The following is a 16,823-nucleotide window of genomic DNA, read 5'->3' as shown; positions in this document are numbered from 1 at the left end:
ACTGGGGAGTCTAGTGCTAATTACGGACAGCCCTATTATAAAAAATACTATATTATTATCGTTTCAAAAAAGTAAAATAATTATAATTTATTATGAAAAAGTTTATAAATACAGGGCTACTGGCCCTGTTTCTTGTATTCCACTTGGTAGCTAATGCAAATGTCCGAATGCCGTTGTTGTTTTCTGACGGAATGGTTTTGCAACGCAACAAAATAATTCCTGTTTGGGGTTGGGCAGATGCAAATGAAAAAGTTGAGGTTCGCTTTAATAAGCAAATCAAAACTGTTCAAGCAGATAGAGACGGTAAGTGGACGATTGGCTTAAATGCCGAAAAGGCAGGAGGACCTTTTGAACTAATCATAACAGGGAAAAACAAAATTGTCATCAAAGATGTTTTAGTTGGCGAAGTCTGGATTTGTTCGGGACAGTCCAATATGGAGTTTCAGGTGTATAAAACAATGAATGCTCAAGCAGAAATAAACGATTCAAATTATCCTATGATTCGTCATTTTGGTGTGGCTCAAGATTTGAGCGGTGTGCCAAAAGAGGATTTAAAAGAAGGAAAATGGGCCGTTTGCAATAAAGAAAATGTCAAAGATTTTACGGCAGTGGGTTACTTTTTTGCCAAAAAATTATATGCCGAATTAAAGATTCCAATCGGAATCATCAATACTTCTTGGGGTGGAACTTGTGTAGAAACTTGGACAAGTCGTGAAGCTTTTCAGAAGAGTGATGAATTTAAAGAGATGATTGCCGGTGTACCTTCGGTAGATATGGATGTTATTTTTGAAACATACAAAAAATCACTTTTAGACAATATCAAAAAAATTCAGGGTTTTGAAGTGACGGAAGCTGATCAAATTCAGTTTAAAGAATTGAAATTTAATGATACCAACTGGCCAGAAATAAAAGTGCCTTCTCTTTGGGAAAATCAGCAAATTGGAAATATTGACGGAGTGGTTTGGATGCGAAAAACCATTGTTTTGTCTGCAGAACAAGCAAAAAAAGAAGCCGTTTTGTATTTGTCTAAAGTTGATGATGAAGACCAGACTTATGTCAACGGAGTACAAGTAGGAACCAACAATATTTGGGATTCAAAAAGAGTTTATAAAATTCCAGTTGGTGTTTTAAAAGAAGGATCAAATGTAATCGCTGTCAAAATTACTGATTATAGTGGAGGTGGCGGTATTTATGGTGATCCAGCCGATTTGAGAATCGATTTCAAAGATTTCAATTTGCCCATTGATGGACTATGGAAATTTAATGTGGTACAGATAAAAATTTCGGTTTCGCCAAACAGTTATCCTTCGTTATTGTATAATGCGATGGTAAATCCATTAATTCCATATGCTTTTGAAGGAGTTCTGTGGTATCAGGGCGAAGCCAATGTTTGGAGAGCCAATCAATACAAAAAAGCATTTCCGTTGATGATTACCGACTGGAGAACCAAATGGAATCAGGGCAATTTTCCTTTCTATTTTGTGCAGTTGTCAACCTTTGATGAGTTTGGAGGAAACAGTAAAAAAGGCAGTCGTTGGGCAGAACTTCGCGAAGCACAAACCGAAACGTTGAAAGTGCCAAACACCGGAATGGCAGTAACTACTGATATTGGAAATGCAAAAGACATTCACCCAACAAACAAGCAAGATGTTGCAAAACGTTTAGCAGCTATTGCCTTGAACGATGTTTATGGTAAAAAACAAGTTTGCAGTGGGCCAATGTACAAAGCAATGGACATCAAAGGAAACCAGATTACAGTAAGCTTTGCGTCCATTGGGAGCGGTTTGTCAACAACTGATATAAATGGAAATCTGAAAGGTTTTGAAGTTGCAGGAGCCGATAAAGTTTTTTACCCTGCAAAAGTTAGTATTAAAGACAACAAAGTAATCGTTTTCAGCGAAAGCGTGACAAATCCAGTTGCTGTTCATTACGGTTGGGCAGATGATGATACAGAAATCAATCTTTTCAATAAAGAAAATTTCCCTGCATCCCCTTTTAGAACTGATAATTGGGAAATGATAACGGCTAATGAAAAATATAATGTCAGTAAATAATTTTCGAATAGCTTTAAACCGTTTATTTATAATGTGTTAATTGGTTACAAGAGTTTAAAATTTGGACGTTCTGCTGTGGAACAAGAGCATATTGTATTTAAAAATTTTGTATATATGCCTAAAATAAATAAATGCAAAAATTCCAAGGGAAATATCGTGTTGAAACTGCCAGAGCCAAATGGTGGGATTACAATAATGAAGGAAGTTATTTTATCACAATCTGTACCAAAAACCGAGGGCATTTATTTGGATATATAAAAGATGGTGATATGATTTTGAATGAATATGGGATGATAGTATCCGAATGTTGGTTTGATTTGCCTAATCATTATAGTAATATTGTATTGGGAGCATTTCAAATAATGCCCAATCATATTCATTGTATCGTAAGCGTGGATAATTCAAAAATAGCGATTCCCAATTGCATTGTACAGACGGGTTTGAAACCCGTCTGTACTACGGATGATTCCATCTGTGCAGAAAATACAGATAATTTTGAAAAAAAGGCGCACGGAGTATTTGAATTTATGCGTGCATTAAAATCATTTTCATCCAGAAGAATTAATGAAAACAGGAATTCAAAAGGAGTATCCAATTGGCAGGAACGTTTTCATGATCATATAATCAGGAATGAATCGGAATATCATAGAATAGAAAATTATATTATAAACAATCCAAAAAAGTGGAAAGAGGATTGTTTTTTTTGATAGATTATGCGGTGGTGATGGTGGTAGAGACGGGTTTGAAACCCGTCTGTACGTACGAATCCGTCTGTACCAATTCAGATAAAATAAATAAATATGAAAAATTTATACCTATTTTTTTTTGTTGCCATTTTTTCAGTAAAAAATACAGCGCAATCCTCCAATGTCCTTTGGTACAAACAGCCCGCAGAATTTTTTGAAGAAAGCCTAGTTTTAGGAAACGGGAAAATGGGTGCAACTGTTTTTGGCGGTGTGGAATCAGATAAAATTTATCTGAATGACATCACGCTTTGGTCGGGAGAACCCGTAAATGCCAGCATGAATCCGGAAGCCTACAAAAATATACCAGCCATTCGCGAAGCGTTAAAAAACGAAAACTATAAACTGGCAGAAGAATTGAATAAGAAAGTTCAAGGCAAGAATTCGGAGTCTTATCAGCCACTTGGAACGATGGAAATTAATAATTTCCACACAGGAAAAGCTTCCAATTATCATAGAGAATTGGATATTTCTAATGCTGTTTCCAAAGTCAGTTATGAAATTGACGGTGTAAAATATACCCGAGAATATTTTGTTTCGGCACCAGACCAAATTATGGTTATCAAATTAACAAGCAGTAAAAAAGGCGCTTTAAATTTTGACATTAAATCCAGTAGTTTATTAAAATCGGATGTTGAGGTAAAAAACAATCTGCTTACTATGACCGGTGTAGCACCGATTCATGAAAACGAAGGCTATTCAGTTCCACTTCTTTTTCTGGCGCAAAAAGAAAGAGGAACACGTTTTACTAATTTGATAAGAATCAAAAGTACAGATGGCGCAATTGTAAGCTCCGCCAATAGTTTGGGTTTAAAAGACGGAACCGAAGCCTTGATTTACGTGTCCGTTGCAACCAGTTTCAATGGTTTTGACAAAAATCCCGCAACCGAAGGAATTAATGATAAAGCAACAGCATCGACCAATTTGAACAAAGCTTTTGCAAAATCGTTCGATAAATTAAAACAAGCACACATTGCCGATTATCAAAAATATTACAGCCGTGTAAGTTTAAATCTAGGAAAAACAGCAGCTCCTGATTTGCCTACTGACGAACGCTTATTGCGATACGCTGACGGAAACGAAGATAAAAATTTAGAGATTCTGTATTTTCAGTATGGTCGCTATTTGCTAATCAGTAGTTCTAGAACCAAGGGAGTTCCTGCCAATTTACAAGGGCTTTGGAATCCGCACTTAAATGCGCCTTGGAGCAGTAATTACACGATGAATATCAATCTGGAAGAGAATTATTGGCTGGCAGAAAACACCAATCTTTCCGAAATGCATTTGCCACTTTTGAGTTTCATTAAAAACCTTTCGGTAACGGGTAAAGTAACGGCCAAAACTTTTTATGGAGTTGACAAAGGTTGGGCAGCAGCACACAATTCAGATATTTGGGCAATGACTAATCCCGTGGGGCAGTTTGGTAAAGAAGACCCAATGTGGGCTTGTTGGCCAATAGCGGGGGCTTGGCTAAGTACGCACATTTGGGAGCATTATGTTTTTACTGGAGACAAAAATTATTTAAAAAAAGAAGGCTATCCATTGATGAAAGGAGCAGCCGAATTCTGTTTGGATTGGTTGGTTACTGATAAAAACGGAAATTTAATCACTTCACCATCTACTTCACCCGAAAATCAATACGTCACTCCCGATGGTTTTGTTGGAGCAACCCTTTATGGCGGAACGGCTGATTTGGCGATGATCAGAGAGTGTTTTGATAAAACAATAAAAGCATCAAAAGTTTTAGATATTGATGCTGATTTTAGGTCAAAACTAGAAACTGCTCTTTCTAAATTTTATCCTTATCAAATAGGTAAAAAAGGTAATTTGCAAGAATGGTATTTTGACTGGAATGACGAAGACCCAAAACACCGTCATCAATCACATTTGTTTGGACTTTTTCCAGGTGACCATATTACGCCATTAAAAACGCCAGAATTAGCGAATGCTGCCAAAAAAACACTTGAAATAAAAGGCGATGAAACAACGGGTTGGTCAAAAGGTTGGCGCATTAATCTATGGGCAAGATTGTGGGATGGAAACCGTGCTTATAAAATGTTTAGAGAATTACTTCGATACGTAGATCCTGATGGAAAGAAAACGGAAAAACCAAGAAGAGGAGGAGGGACATACCCAAATTTATTCGATGCGCATCCACCGTTTCAAATAGACGGTAATTTTGGAGGAGCCGCAGCCGTTGCCGAAATGCTGGTGCAGTCCAATGAAAATGAAATCAGATTATTACCTGCATTGCCTGATGCTTGGGAAAGTGGATCTGCAAAAGGAATTTGTGCCAGAGGAGGTTTTGAAATTGCGTTGGAATGGAACAATAAAATACTTCAAAAAGTTACTGTTTTATCTAAAACTGGAGGAAAAACAACGCTTATTAGCGGAGACAAAAAGAAAAATATTACTTTGAAGAAAGGCCAAAAGATTGATTTGACTTGGTAATCTTGATCATTGGTTTAAATAAAAACAGAGGCAGTTAATTTTAACTGCCTCTGTTTTTATTTTATGATCTGAGCTCGATTCCAATTGTAAATAATAACAAAAAAGCCAAATGTTTGTCTTTAGCCCCGATAGTAGTGAAAATCCTTTTTGTTTTTCTTTAAAAATAAAAAGATTATAACGGATAGCGGGAACCATATAACCAAAAAATACCTGATGCTTTTGCTTCTATATTAAATTGTAAACGAAATTTAGTTTCCAATGATTTGATCCATAACCCAGCTGGTATGAGTCGCTGTGAATGCGTTGGATGGATGTTCTTGATTTCCTAAAAGATGTTCGCGCATTTGTTCTACGTGATATAGCTGAATATTTTCTGGATGTTCTATTTGGTGTTTAGTTTCTCCTTCTTCAGTTTTAAGAATTAATGGAATATTTTCGAAAACAGAGAAAGTGATTTTACCTTTTCTGCCATAAATTTCAACTACATCTTCACGTTCAAAAGTACCAAAATTCCAACTTCCGCTCCCCGTTATTCCAGATTCATGTAGCCAGTTTGCTACACAGGCATCTTTTGAAGAGTATAATCCTTGTTGATTAAGACTTATTCCAGAAACCTCTTTTATTGGTCCAAAATAATGAATAAACAAATCCAGTCCGTGACTTGCTAAATCATCAAAATAGCCTCCTGTAGCGATTTTTATGTCGGTTCTCCAATTATATTCACCAGAACGGTCTTGATCAGTTGTTGGCTTGCTTAAATGCCATCTGATATGCCTGATTTCGCCAATGGTTTTCGAATCAATCCATTTTTTTATTTGTTCAAATCTTGGAAGAGTTCGTCTGTAATAAGCAACAAATACAGGGATGTTTTTTTCTTCAAAAGCCTCAGCAATGGCTAAGCAATCTTGATGGTTTGGCGCTAATGGTTTTTCAATACAGCATGGTTTTCCCGCTTCTGCTACTTTTAGTCCGTAATATTTATGGGTGTCGGGTGGTGTTGCAATATAGACAGCATCAACTTCAGGATCATTTATTAAGGCATCGGCATCAGTATAAAACTTAGGAATGCCATGTCTTTTGGCGTAATCTGCTACTTTTTCGGGATCTCTGCGCATTACTGCTTCAATAGTAAATCCTTCGATTTTTTGATAGGCTGGACCACTTTTTAGCTCGGTTACATTGCCACAGCCAATTATTCCCCAACGAATTGTTTTGGTATTTTCACTCATATTCTATTACAATAGTTTTAGTCACATCCGTCGATACCACAACTATTTTCATCTGTTGTGTTTTGCAGGACAATGTTTGAAGTATAACCACCTTCTTTCCAGGTTTTTTCAAGAGTATTCAAAAATACTTCTGGGGATTGGGCCCCTGAAACGGCATACTTATTATCAAATACAAAGAAAGGAACTCCTGTTACACCAATAGCTTGTGCTTCTTCTTGATCTTTAATTACTTCTTTGGTATAACTATTTGAATTTAAAACAGATTCAATTTGTTCTCTTTTTAATCCTACTTTAATTGCGAGTTGTGTTAATGTAGGTTTGTCATCTACATCCTTTCCTTCTGTAAAATGGGCTTTAAACAAAAGTTCTTCAAAAGCATCTCCAAGATTGTTTTTCTTTGCTAAATGTGATAAACGATGTGCATTCAAGGAATTGGCAAGAATCAGTTTTTCAAAATGATAATCCAGTCCCACTGCTTTAGCTTGTTGAGTAACACTGTCATGCATCGCTACTGACCATTCTCTATCGCGATTGTATTTTTTGGCTAGATAATCTATGCTGTTATTTCCAGGTTGAGAGCTTGATGTAGGGTCTAATTGAAAGCTTTTCCATTCGATGGCAACAGAATCTTTATTTTCAAAACGCGAAAGTGCTTCTTCCATTTTTCTTTTTCCGATATAGCAAAACGGACACATTACATCAGACCAGATTTGTATTTTTAATTGATTTTCCATTTTAATTTTTTTCAGGCAAAGCCAAATGATTTGAACTGCAAAATTAAGAAATTGAGTTTCGAAGCTTTCTCTTTTAGGATTTTATTGTGAAAAGGCAGAGAATTGATTTAGTCTTTTTTGTTTTTTTTATCAGGAAATTGATAGTTGTATTGTTTCAAATATATTTTGTCTTCCTTTTTCTTTTTTGGGTTGGTCTTTATAGGTATTGTTTCTTTTTCATTAGAGATTGCCCTATTCGAAAGATAATTGGTCAAATATTTTTTAAGTATTTGTATTTTGTCAACTTCAATAGAATAAATAGTTTTCTTTCCTTCGTTTTTTACGTTTAATAAATTAGCTTTTTTTAATTCCAATAAATGCTTGGATATCGTTGATTGAGCCAATGGAATTAAAGCAACAATTTCACCACAGGTTCTATTGTTTTTTTTCCATAATAAGGTCATAATTTGCATACGTGTAGGATGGCCTAGTGCTTTGCAGATTTCAGCTATCGCATTTGTTTCTAAATCGAAATCTAAGTGTTTAGTAGTTCCCATAATCTGCCAATTAATACATATCGTAATTTAACGATTATATTTTACATACAGTATCTTGTTTGCATTTTTTCTTTTCCTTTAATTTTCTATTATCTAATTTTTTTCTGAGTTTATGTTAAATACATATGATTTACACATTAAAATTCACGTATAAATACGTATAAATGAGAATTTTTTAATTGATAGCTTTGAAAATATCAAAAAAGTATTAAGATTTTTAAATAGTGAGATTGATTTTTTTTAGAAGGTTTTGGTTCTTTGTTTGATTCATGTAGTGTCCCAACATTTGCCTTTTTTATTAATTTAAACTACCATTTATGAAAAGTATTTTTAAAACCCTTTTTAGTTTGTTATTGTTTATTCCTTTGACTTATGCTCAAAAAAATGAAATTAAAGCCGCTCAAAAGGAATCAAAAGCTGGTAATTCGGAACAAGTAATTGCAATTTTGTCTCCAGTTGAGTATTTGATTAGCAATGCTTCGGATGAAGATAGAATTCATTTTTACTATCTAAAAGGAACTGCTTTATTGGATTTGGTTAATAAAAATATTAATACTTCCAAAAACCTTTCACAAGCTGTTACTACATTTAATGACTTGATTGAAGTTGAGAAAGAATCTAATCAATATAAATATACTTCTGAAGCAATCGAATCATTGGGTAAAATAAAAGAAGGACTTGTTAATAGTGCCAATGAGGATTTAACAGTTGCGAATTTTACTGAATCTTCCAGTAAATTTTATCAAGCTTATTTAATAGATAAAAAAGATACGCTGCAACTATATAATGCTGCAGTTAGTTATAAAAGAGCTCATGAAAATGGAATGGCCTTAAAATGTTATGAAGAATTAAAAGCTATTAATTATTCTGGAAATATTGAAGTTTATATCGCTTACAGTAAAAGTAAATTGAAGGATGAATATTTTGTTACAGTTAAAGAAAGAAATGCTCAAATTCAAAATGGAACCCATTTCAGACCTAGACAAGAATTTCAATCTAAAAAGGCTGATATCTATAAAAGTATTGCTATGATTTATGTGCAAAGTGGCTATAAAGAAAAAGCAATGAAAGCAATTTCACAGGCTAGAAACTTAGATAGTCAAGATTTATCTTTAGCGTTGGTTGAAGCTAATTTATATTTAGAAACAAAAGATTATAGTTATTTCGATAATCTTGTGTCGGTTATTATTGAATCAAATCCCAATAATGCAGAATTAGTTACCAATTTAGGTGTGAATTGCCAAAATGAACTGTATTATGAGGGAGCAGAATACTATTATAAAAAAGCTATTGAAATGAATCCTAAATATGCAGAGGCATATGTGAATCTTTCAGCATTATTGGTTGAGAAAAGTATTAAAATTGGGAACCAAATGAATGAGTATTTGGGAACTTCAGATTCTGATAAAAAAACTTTCGGAGAATTGAAAATGCAAAAGGAACAAATTGTAAAAAGTGTATTTACAAATCTTCAAAAAGTTGTTAGTATTGATCCTTACAATAGTAGTGTAAAACAATTAATGAACACTATGAATACTACAAATATTAATAATTCATCTAGAGGAGCTTTGGCATCTGGTGAATAAAAGATTTATAATATCGAAAATATAGTCAGCTGATTATATGAAAATAATAGCTAGAAATAGCGAGCAATAATTGTTAAGTTTTGAGTTAAATTAGATTAGGGTAAAAAACCATCAATTATTGTAATTGGTGGTTTTTTTTATGGTAAAATAAAAAAGTCACTAATAAAATCACTAGTGACTTTAAAATATAATTCTTTTAATAGCTTAAGCTAATAGATCTAAAACTAGTGAAGGAAACATACCTATAATGATATTAAGAACAATTGCAAGAACGGCAACTGCATAAATCAAGAATGGTTTTCCTGTACGAGTTTCGTTTGGTTCTTTGGTATACATTGCCAAAATCAATTTGAAGTAGTAACCAACGCTTATGATTGAGTTGATAACTGCAAATATAACCACCACTAAATAACCTGCTTGAATCGTTTGACTAAACAAAACCAATTTAGCAAAGAAACCTGCAAATATTGGAATACCAGCCATAGAAAGTAATGATCCAGTTAAAATAGCGGCCAACAATGGATTTGTTTTTCCTAAACCGTAGAAGTTTACAACATCTTCGTTTTCTCTGTTTTTACATACATATAATATAACGCTGAAAGCAGCAATTCCAGCCAATGAATAAGCCGAAGTGTAATACAATAAACTTCCTGCAGAAGTAGATAAACTCAATAAAGTCATCAACATAAATCCGGCATGCGATATACCTGAAAAAGCCAGCATTCGTTTTACATTGACTTGTCTCAATGCCATGATATTTCCAACAGTCATAGAAGCAATTGAAACAACTACCACAACAATTTGGAATGAATAATTGATATCGGCATGCATGCTAGACAATAATTTATAAAGTGTCGCTATTGCCACAACTTTTGCCAAAGTGCTCATTAAAGCTGTAGTCAGAGTTGGAGAACCTTCGTAAACATCAGGCGCCCAGAAATGAAATGGAACTGCTGCGATTTTAAATAACATTCCTATAGTAACCAAAACAATTCCGATTGGGAACCAAATAGGAAGCTCAGCAGATTGAGACATATCGCTAATTTCAATGATGTCGAATGATCCCATTGCTCCATAAATCATACAGATACCAAATAAAATAATTCCTGAGGCAAAAGACCCCATCAAGAAGTATTTCATACCAGCTTCATTACTTTTTACATTCACTCTATTGCTTGCTGCAAGAACATAAAGTGATATGGATAATATTTCAATTCCTAAAAAGAACATGGCCAAATTTCCAAAAGAGACCATGGCAACTGCACCAGACAATAAGAATATTTTAATGGCGATATAATCAGAAAGCTTACTTTGGTGATTGTCATAGAAATTATGACCCAATGCCACCAAAAATATAGTTAGTACTATAAACAAACTTGAAAAAGAAACTGAAAATTTACTTACTACAATCATGTTGTTGTAGTAACTCGCTGGAGAATTAAATTCAGAAACGGTAAGTCCTAGAATGGCTAATAATCCAATAATTGATATTGGAATAATGGCTTTTCTAAAATCGAAGATTTCAAATATAAGGCATAAAACACCTAATCCTATTATAGCTATTAATGTTGTCATTTATATTATGCTTTTTTACTTAATTGTATTTATTAATAGTTTTTAAAATAGTCTCTAGACTTGGTGTTATCAAATCATTGATTGGTTTTGGGTACATTCCGAAGAAAAATAAAACCGCAATAATAATTACCATTGTCAAACCTTCAGAGAAAGTAATGTCGGCAAATACTTTTGTGTTAGTTTCTCCAAGCATTACGTGTTGGAACATTTTCAACATATAATAAGCTCCCAAAATAATTGTTGTTCCACCCAAAAGTGCAAACCAAATATTTATTTGAGAAAGGCTATATAATACTGTAAATTCCCCAATAAAGTTAAAAGTTGTCGGTAAGGCCACAGAAGCCAATACCAAAATTAAAAACATAGAAGTGAATTTTGGTGATTGGTAACGAATACCACCCATTTCTGAAATTAGTCTTGTTTCGTATCTTCTAAAAATGATTTCAGCAGCAAAAAACAATCCAACTACCACAAAACCGTGGGCAATCATTTGTAAAACGGCACCTCTAAAACCATCAAGGTTTAAAGCATAAGTTCCGGCAGCAATTAATCCAACGTGAGCAAGGGAAGAATAAGCCAATAATTTTTTCAAATCTTTTTGTCTCAATGCAACAATTGATCCATAGATAACACCGGCAATGCCTAAGCCAATGAATATGTACATGTATTCTTTGGCTGCTAAAGGAGCCAAAGGCAATTGCCAACGGATAAGACTATACAATCCCATTTTTAGCATTATACCAGATAAAAGCATAGTTCCAAGAGTTGGAGCTTTTTGGTAAACATTCGCCTGCCAAGTATGAAAAGGAATTAAAGGAATCTTAATTGCATATGCTAAGAAGAAAGCCGTAAAAATCCATTTTTGTTCATTAATTGTTAAGTCTAATTTGTATAAATCTTCAATTAGGAAGCTTCCCGCTTTTTGATACATATAAACAAAAGCAACAAGCATGAATAACGAACCTGCAAGAGTATAGATAAAGAATTTAACTACTGCTTTTTTACGCTCTTCAGCATCTCCATTACCCCAAATCAAAGCGATAAAGTAAATAGGGATCAATGATAATTCCCAGAAGATGTAATATAAAAGACCATCACTTGCCAAGAAAGTTCCTGTCATTGCAAATGACATAAACAATATAAGAGAATAAATCGCTTTTGAATTTTTGAAATCATTACCAAAAGAAGATAAGATTATAATGGCTGTTAAAACAGTTGTCAATAAAACCATGGCCAACGACAACCCATCCGCTTGTAATGCAAATGAAACTTTAGGTAATGTAATCCATTGGCTGATGTAGCTTATGTTTTCGCCTAAATTAAAATGGTTTAACAAAACTATTGAGCAACCTGCAGCCGCTAATCCGAAAAACAATGCCACTTTTGAAGCTAGCTTGTCACCAGCTAAATAAGTTGCAAATGCGCCAACTAAAAGGATGATTAATATTAGAGATACATTCATAGTATATAATTATTGAGCTAGAAATAAAAATGAAACAATGGCACACATGCCTAAAACAAAAGCAAATAGGTATAGCCCAACACTTCCATTCTGCAATTTTTTACCTTGGTAACTAAGTTCACTGGTTACTTTTCCTAATCCAAAAACTAGGGAAGAAATTCCTGTTTCAACATAGTCCCTAAAGAATTTTGACAAACTGTTTACAGGTGCTACAAACAATGAATCATATATTTCATCAACATAGTATTTATTGTAAAGTACTTTTGATAATCCAGTAATTTCAGCATCCTCACTCGGTACTGTATTTTGTTTAATGTATTTAGCATAAGCAATACCAATTCCAACTAATCCACCAATAACGGCAATTGCCATTAGCATATATTCAGTTGTTCCCAATCCATGCTCTTCTGATGTTGCTTTCGCAAAAAGTGGAGCTAAATATTCATTCAACCAACTATTACCAGGTAAACTAATCACACCTCCAATAGTAGCCAAAATAGCCAATACAATCAAAGGGAATGTTATTAAAGCAGGACTTTCATGTAAATGATGTTTTTGCTCTTCTGTTCCTCTAAAATCATTGAAGAAAGTTAGGAATATCAATCGGAACATATAGAAAGCTGTCATAATAGAAGCTACAGAACCAACAACCCATAGTGGGATGTTATGATGGAAAGCCGTCATCAAGATTTCATCCTTAGAAAAGAAACCTGAAAACAAAGGAACTCCAGAAATCGCTAAAGATGATATAAGCATTGTCCAAAAAGTAATTGGCATTGCTTTTTTCAATCCCCCCATTTTGCGCATATCCTGTTCTCCATGTAAACCATGAATTACAGATCCAGATCCAAGGAACAAACAAGCTTTGAAGAAAGCGTGAGTGATTACGTGAAATATGGCTACTTCATAAGCACCGAAACCTAATGCCAAAAACATTAATCCCAATTGGGAAACGGTAGAGTAGGCGAGTACTTTTTTAATATCATTTTGAACCAGACCAATAGTTGCGGCAACTAATGAAGTTACACCTCCAATTACGGCAATTATTGTCTGTACTTCTGGTGTTAAGTCAAATAAGAAATGCATTCTTGATACCATAAAAATACCTGCAGTAACCATTGTTGCAGCATGTATCAATGCCGAAACCGGCGTAGGTCCTGCCATCGCATCAGGCAACCAAGTATATAAAGGAATTTGCGCCGATTTTCCACAAGCTCCAATAAACAAAGCCAAAGCAGCGATGCTTAACCAAAGTGTATCAACATTTGAAGCTCCAGTAATAGCTGTTTTCAAAGTAGCAAAATCCAATGTAGAGAATAAACTTCCTAAGATAAATATCCCGATTAGCAATCCTAAATCCCCAATACGATTCATGATAAATGCCTTTTTTGCAGCATCATTGTAATCTTGGTTTTTATACCAAAATCCAATTAATAAGTAAGAACAAAGTCCAACTCCTTCCCAACCAATGAACATTACCAATAAGTTGCTTCCAACTACTAGGGTAATCATAAAGAAGATAAAGAGATTTAAATAAGCAAAGAAAGAATGCATTTTTTCGTCATCATACATATAGCTGATAGAGTATAAATGAATCAGTGAACCAATTCCGGTTACAAACAATAACCATAAAACTGATAATTGATCCAATAAAAATCCAAAACTAACATTGAAGTTACTAATTTGAATCCAATCAAATAATTGAATTGTTATAGCTTGTTTGGTTTGATTGATTTGTAGAAAAAAGGAAACCGTAACAATAAACGAAATCACTACCGAAAGTGTTCCGATGATTCCCGAAACAGATTTTCCTAAACTTTTTCCAAAGAAAACATTAATTAAAAATCCTAAAAAAGGAGTTAATAGTAAGACTAAAGCTAAATTGGTATCCATTGCCATTTATCCTTTTAAGTTTTTTAAATTATCGATGCTAATTGATCCAATATTTCTAAATATCGAAACTAATATGGCCAGTCCTACTGCAACTTCCGCCGCTGCTACCGCCATGGAGAAAAATACGAATACTTGTCCTTGTGCGTCTTGGTGATAAGTGGAGAAAGCTACAAACAATAAGTTAACAGCATTCAACATGATTTCAATAGACATAAACACAATGATTGCATTTCGTCTGTATAAAACCCCAAAAATTCCAATACAAAATAGTGTTACACACAGGAAGATATAGTTCTCTATACCAATTTGAGTTAAAATATTGTTCATTATTTTTCTAATTTTTCTTTTTTAGACAATAATACAGATCCAATCATAGCCACCAATAACAAGATTGAAGCAAATTCAAAAGGCACCATGTATTCATTCAATAATGCTTTTCCAAGAACTTTTATCGATTGGTAATCCTCGCCCGTATAATCATATTCCACAATAGGTTTGGAGTTAATGAAGATTTTTATCAAAACCAAACAAACCAAACAAAAGGAAACAATAGCACCTAACCTCGTAAATCTCGGTTTGTGTACTTCATCTGCTTCATTAAGATTCATCAACATTATGGTAAATAGTAATAAAATCATAATCGCTCCAGAATAGACAATAATGTGTACAATGGCCAAAAACTGAGCGTTCAATAATAAATAATGTCCTGCTATAGAGAAAAAACAAATCACTAAGTAAATAGCACTGTGTATTGGATTTCTACTAAAAATAGTTAAAAATGCTGTTAGCAATGTGATTGCAGACAATACGCAAAATAGAATAAGTACTGTTGACATTAGTTAGCGTTTTTAAGTTGAGTATTTTTCATAGCCATTTCTAGTGGCATAACCAGTTTGTCTTTTCCAAAAATGAAAGATTCCCTGTCATAACTAGCAGGAACCAATTCTTTGGAGATAGTCAAGTAAATAGCATCTTTTGGACAAGCTTCTTCACAAAGTCCACAAAAAATACATCTCAACATATTGATTTCATATATCTCGGCATATTTTTCTTCTCTGTACAAATGCATTTCATTCGCCTTGCGCTCTCCTGCTTTCATTGTAATGGCTTCAGCAGGGCAAGACAAAGCGCATAATCCGCACGCAGTACAGTTTTCTCTGCCTTGCTCATCGCGTTTCAACATATGCTGTCCACGATATACAGGACTCATCTCACGAACTTGTTCAGGATATTGAATCGTTGCTTTTTTTCTGAATAAATGCTTCAGCGTAATGATCAAACCTTTTACAATCGCAACCAGATACATGCGTTCCAAAAAAGTCATCTCCTTGTTGGAGACCATTTTTTTTCTTCCTGATAAGGATATAGTTTCTATTGACATTTTATATTTTTTATTTGTAGCTAATCCTGCTATCCGTTGCAATCTTTTATGTTTTAAAGAAAAACATAAAAGGATTTCCACTTCTATCAGGGCTAGTCCCCGTTAACATCGTGTTTTGGTTCTATTAAAATCCGAAATAAACAGCTATTTCACTTCTCAAAAGCACAACTCCAGTAATCATAATATTGACAATCGCAAGCGGAATCAAAATTCTCCATCCCAAATGCATTAATTGGTCATATCTAAATCTTGGGATAGTCCAACGAACCCACATGATAAAGAAAATAAAACCACATAATTTTATGAAAAGCGCAGCCATTCCTAATACGTTGGCAATGTTTACTCCCCAGTTTTCCAATACCCATCCCATTCCAGGATAATTGTACCCACCAAAAAATAAAACAGCCAAAATTGTTGAAGAAATAAACATATTTGCATATTCAGCAAACAGATAGAATCCCATTTTCATAGAGGAATATTCAGTATGATATCCACCGATTAATTCCGATTCACATTCCGCCAAATCAAAAGGTGTTCTGTTCAATTCAGCAAAAGAACAAATCAGGAAAATCAAAAAAGTTAGTGGCTGATATAGCACATTCCAATGCCATTCCGATTGCTGTAATGAAATTTCTCTTAAGCTTAAAGTTCCTGTCATCATAATCAAAGCGATTATAGACAATCCCATCGCTACTTCATAAGAAACCATTTGCGAAGCAGCTCTAATAGCACTCATCAAAGAGAATTTGTTGTTAGATGCCCATCCACCAATCATGATGCCATAAACGCCCAATGAAACAACACCAAAAACATACAATATGGCAACGTTTACATCAGTTGCCTGCAATAAAATATCTCTTCCAAACAAGTGTAATCTGTCTCCCCATGGAATAACGGCACTTGTCATCAAGGCTGTAGCCATCGCGATACCAGGTCCTACAAAAAATAAAAATTTATTAGGTGTGTTTGGTTCAAATTCTTCTTTCGAGAATAATTTTAAACCATCAGCAAGAGGTTGAAATAAACCTAATGGACCTGCTCTGTTTGGTCCAATTCTGTCCTGTAGCCAAGCGGCAACTTTACGTTCTGCCCAAGTGGAGTACATGGCCATTAACATAGTAAGTGCAAAAACCACTACTATGACAACACTTTTTTCTATAATAAATGTACTTTCCATTT

Annotated in this window: 14 protein-coding genes; 4 read left to right on the top strand and 10 right to left on the bottom strand. The window is 34.1% G+C overall.

The window, feature by feature from the left end; translation table 11 throughout:
• Positions 1–92: 92 nt before the first annotated feature.
• The 3 genes from AC1DY0_RS10895 (at position 93) to AC1DY0_RS10885 (ending at position 5,248) form a co-directional block, all read left to right on the top strand.
• The gene (locus AC1DY0_RS10895) at positions 93–2,054 is read left to right on the top strand and encodes a sialate O-acetylesterase (protein WP_477188624.1); all 1,962 of its coding nucleotides are present in this window, start codon (positions 93–95) and stop codon (positions 2,052–2,054) included.
• Positions 2,055–2,185: 131 nt separating this feature from the next.
• Positions 2,186–2,761, top strand: a complete 576-nt coding sequence (locus tag AC1DY0_RS10890; protein ID WP_477188623.1) for a transposase — start codon at positions 2,186–2,188, stop codon at positions 2,759–2,761.
• 93 nt (positions 2,762–2,854) lie between these two features.
• Complete coding sequence (locus tag AC1DY0_RS10885; protein ID WP_477188622.1) at positions 2,855–5,248, top strand: glycoside hydrolase family 95 protein; 2,394 nt, start codon at positions 2,855–2,857, stop codon at positions 5,246–5,248.
• A 248-nt stretch (positions 5,249–5,496) separates the two neighbouring features.
• Here the strand turns inward: AC1DY0_RS10885 and AC1DY0_RS10880 are convergent, their stop codons facing one another.
• The 3 genes from AC1DY0_RS10880 to AC1DY0_RS10870 form a co-directional block, all read right to left on the bottom strand.
• Positions 5,497–6,477, bottom strand: a complete 981-nt coding sequence (locus AC1DY0_RS10880; protein WP_477188621.1) for a Gfo/Idh/MocA family protein — start codon at positions 6,475–6,477, stop codon at positions 5,497–5,499.
• Between the two features lie 17 nt (positions 6,478–6,494).
• Positions 6,495–7,211 carry a DsbA family oxidoreductase gene (locus AC1DY0_RS10875; RefSeq protein WP_477188620.1) on the bottom strand — a complete coding sequence of 239 codons (717 nt, stop codon included), beginning with the start codon at positions 7,209–7,211 and terminating at the stop codon, positions 6,495–6,497.
• 107 nt (positions 7,212–7,318) lie between these two features.
• Complete coding sequence (locus AC1DY0_RS10870; protein ID WP_477188619.1) at positions 7,319–7,747, bottom strand: ArsR/SmtB family transcription factor; 429 nt, start codon at positions 7,745–7,747, stop codon at positions 7,319–7,321.
• A gap of 317 nt (positions 7,748–8,064) precedes the next feature.
• Between AC1DY0_RS10870 and AC1DY0_RS10865 the strand changes: the two genes are divergently transcribed.
• Positions 8,065–9,333, top strand: coding sequence for a tetratricopeptide repeat protein (locus AC1DY0_RS10865; protein WP_477188618.1), 1,269 nt, complete (start codon positions 8,065–8,067; stop codon positions 9,331–9,333).
• Positions 9,334–9,537: 204 nt separating this feature from the next.
• Here the strand turns inward: AC1DY0_RS10865 and AC1DY0_RS10860 are convergent, their stop codons facing one another.
• From AC1DY0_RS10860 to nuoH, 7 genes are all read right to left on the bottom strand, one after another.
• Entirely contained in the window at positions 9,538–10,908 is a 1,371-nt protein-coding gene (locus AC1DY0_RS10860; RefSeq protein ID WP_477188617.1) for an NADH-quinone oxidoreductase subunit N, read from the bottom strand.
• A gap of 19 nt (positions 10,909–10,927) precedes the next feature.
• Positions 10,928–12,370 (bottom strand): complex I subunit 4 family protein, encoded by a 1,443-nt coding sequence (locus AC1DY0_RS10855; protein WP_477188616.1) that lies wholly within the window; start codon positions 12,368–12,370, stop codon positions 10,928–10,930.
• Between the two features lie 9 nt (positions 12,371–12,379).
• Positions 12,380–14,263, bottom strand: a complete 1,884-nt coding sequence (nuoL, locus tag AC1DY0_RS10850) for an NADH-quinone oxidoreductase subunit L (protein ID WP_477188615.1) — start codon at positions 14,261–14,263, stop codon at positions 12,380–12,382.
• Between the two features lie 6 nt (positions 14,264–14,269).
• Positions 14,270–14,590, bottom strand: coding sequence for an NADH-quinone oxidoreductase subunit NuoK (nuoK, locus tag AC1DY0_RS10845; protein WP_077377981.1), 321 nt, complete (start codon positions 14,588–14,590; stop codon positions 14,270–14,272).
• Entirely contained in the window at positions 14,590–15,099 is a 510-nt protein-coding gene (locus tag AC1DY0_RS10840; protein WP_116796387.1) for an NADH-quinone oxidoreductase subunit J family protein, read from the bottom strand. Before AC1DY0_RS10840 ends, nuoK begins: the two co-directional genes overlap by 1 nt.
• The gene (locus tag AC1DY0_RS10835) at positions 15,099–15,644 is read right to left on the bottom strand and encodes a NuoI/complex I 23 kDa subunit family protein (RefSeq protein ID WP_116796386.1); all 546 of its coding nucleotides are present in this window, start codon (positions 15,642–15,644) and stop codon (positions 15,099–15,101) included. The genes AC1DY0_RS10840 and AC1DY0_RS10835 overlap by 1 nt, the downstream gene beginning before the upstream one ends.
• Positions 15,645–15,768: 124 nt before the next feature.
• Entirely contained in the window at positions 15,769–16,821 is a 1,053-nt protein-coding gene (nuoH, locus tag AC1DY0_RS10830; protein ID WP_477188614.1) for an NADH-quinone oxidoreductase subunit NuoH, read from the bottom strand.
• Positions 16,822–16,823 lie beyond the last annotated feature (2 nt).

This window comes from Flavobacterium sp. P1_E4 (genome assembly GCF_056405915.1).
This window is presented reverse-complemented; position numbering and strand designations above follow the sequence as displayed.

What these genes read in the sequence shown, in the direction of transcription:
- AC1DY0_RS10895 (WP_477188624.1), top strand. Translation starts at nt 93, where the DNA reads ATGAAAAAGTTTATAAATACAGGGCTACTGGCCCTGTTTCTTGTATTC.
- AC1DY0_RS10890 (WP_477188623.1), top strand. Translation starts at nt 2,186, where the DNA reads ATGCAAAAATTCCAAGGGAAATATCGTGTTGAAACTGCCAGAGCCAAA.
- AC1DY0_RS10885 (WP_477188622.1), top strand. Translation starts at nt 2,855, where the DNA reads ATGAAAAATTTATACCTATTTTTTTTTGTTGCCATTTTTTCAGTAAAA.
- AC1DY0_RS10880 (WP_477188621.1), bottom strand. Translation starts at nt 6,477, where the DNA reads ATGAGTGAAAATACCAAAACAATTCGTTGGGGAATAATTGGCTGTGGC.
- AC1DY0_RS10875 (WP_477188620.1), bottom strand. Translation starts at nt 7,211, where the DNA reads ATGGAAAATCAATTAAAAATACAAATCTGGTCTGATGTAATGTGTCCG.
- AC1DY0_RS10870 (WP_477188619.1), bottom strand. Translation starts at nt 7,747, where the DNA reads ATGGGAACTACTAAACACTTAGATTTCGATTTAGAAACAAATGCGATA.
- AC1DY0_RS10865 (WP_477188618.1), top strand. Translation starts at nt 8,065, where the DNA reads ATGAAAAGTATTTTTAAAACCCTTTTTAGTTTGTTATTGTTTATTCCT.
- AC1DY0_RS10860 (WP_477188617.1), bottom strand. Translation starts at nt 10,908, where the DNA reads ATGACAACATTAATAGCTATAATAGGATTAGGTGTTTTATGCCTTATA.
- AC1DY0_RS10855 (WP_477188616.1), bottom strand. Translation starts at nt 12,370, where the DNA reads ATGAATGTATCTCTAATATTAATCATCCTTTTAGTTGGCGCATTTGCA.
- nuoL (WP_477188615.1), bottom strand. Translation starts at nt 14,263, where the DNA reads ATGGATACCAATTTAGCTTTAGTCTTACTATTAACTCCTTTTTTAGGA.
- nuoK (WP_077377981.1), bottom strand. Translation starts at nt 14,590, where the DNA reads ATGAACAATATTTTAACTCAAATTGGTATAGAGAACTATATCTTCCTG.
- AC1DY0_RS10840 (WP_116796387.1), bottom strand. Translation starts at nt 15,099, where the DNA reads ATGTCAACAGTACTTATTCTATTTTGCGTATTGTCTGCAATCACATTG.
- AC1DY0_RS10835 (WP_116796386.1), bottom strand. Translation starts at nt 15,644, where the DNA reads ATGTCAATAGAAACTATATCCTTATCAGGAAGAAAAAAAATGGTCTCC.
- nuoH (WP_477188614.1), bottom strand. Translation starts at nt 16,821, where the DNA reads ATGGAAAGTACATTTATTATAGAAAAAAGTGTTGTCATAGTAGTGGTT.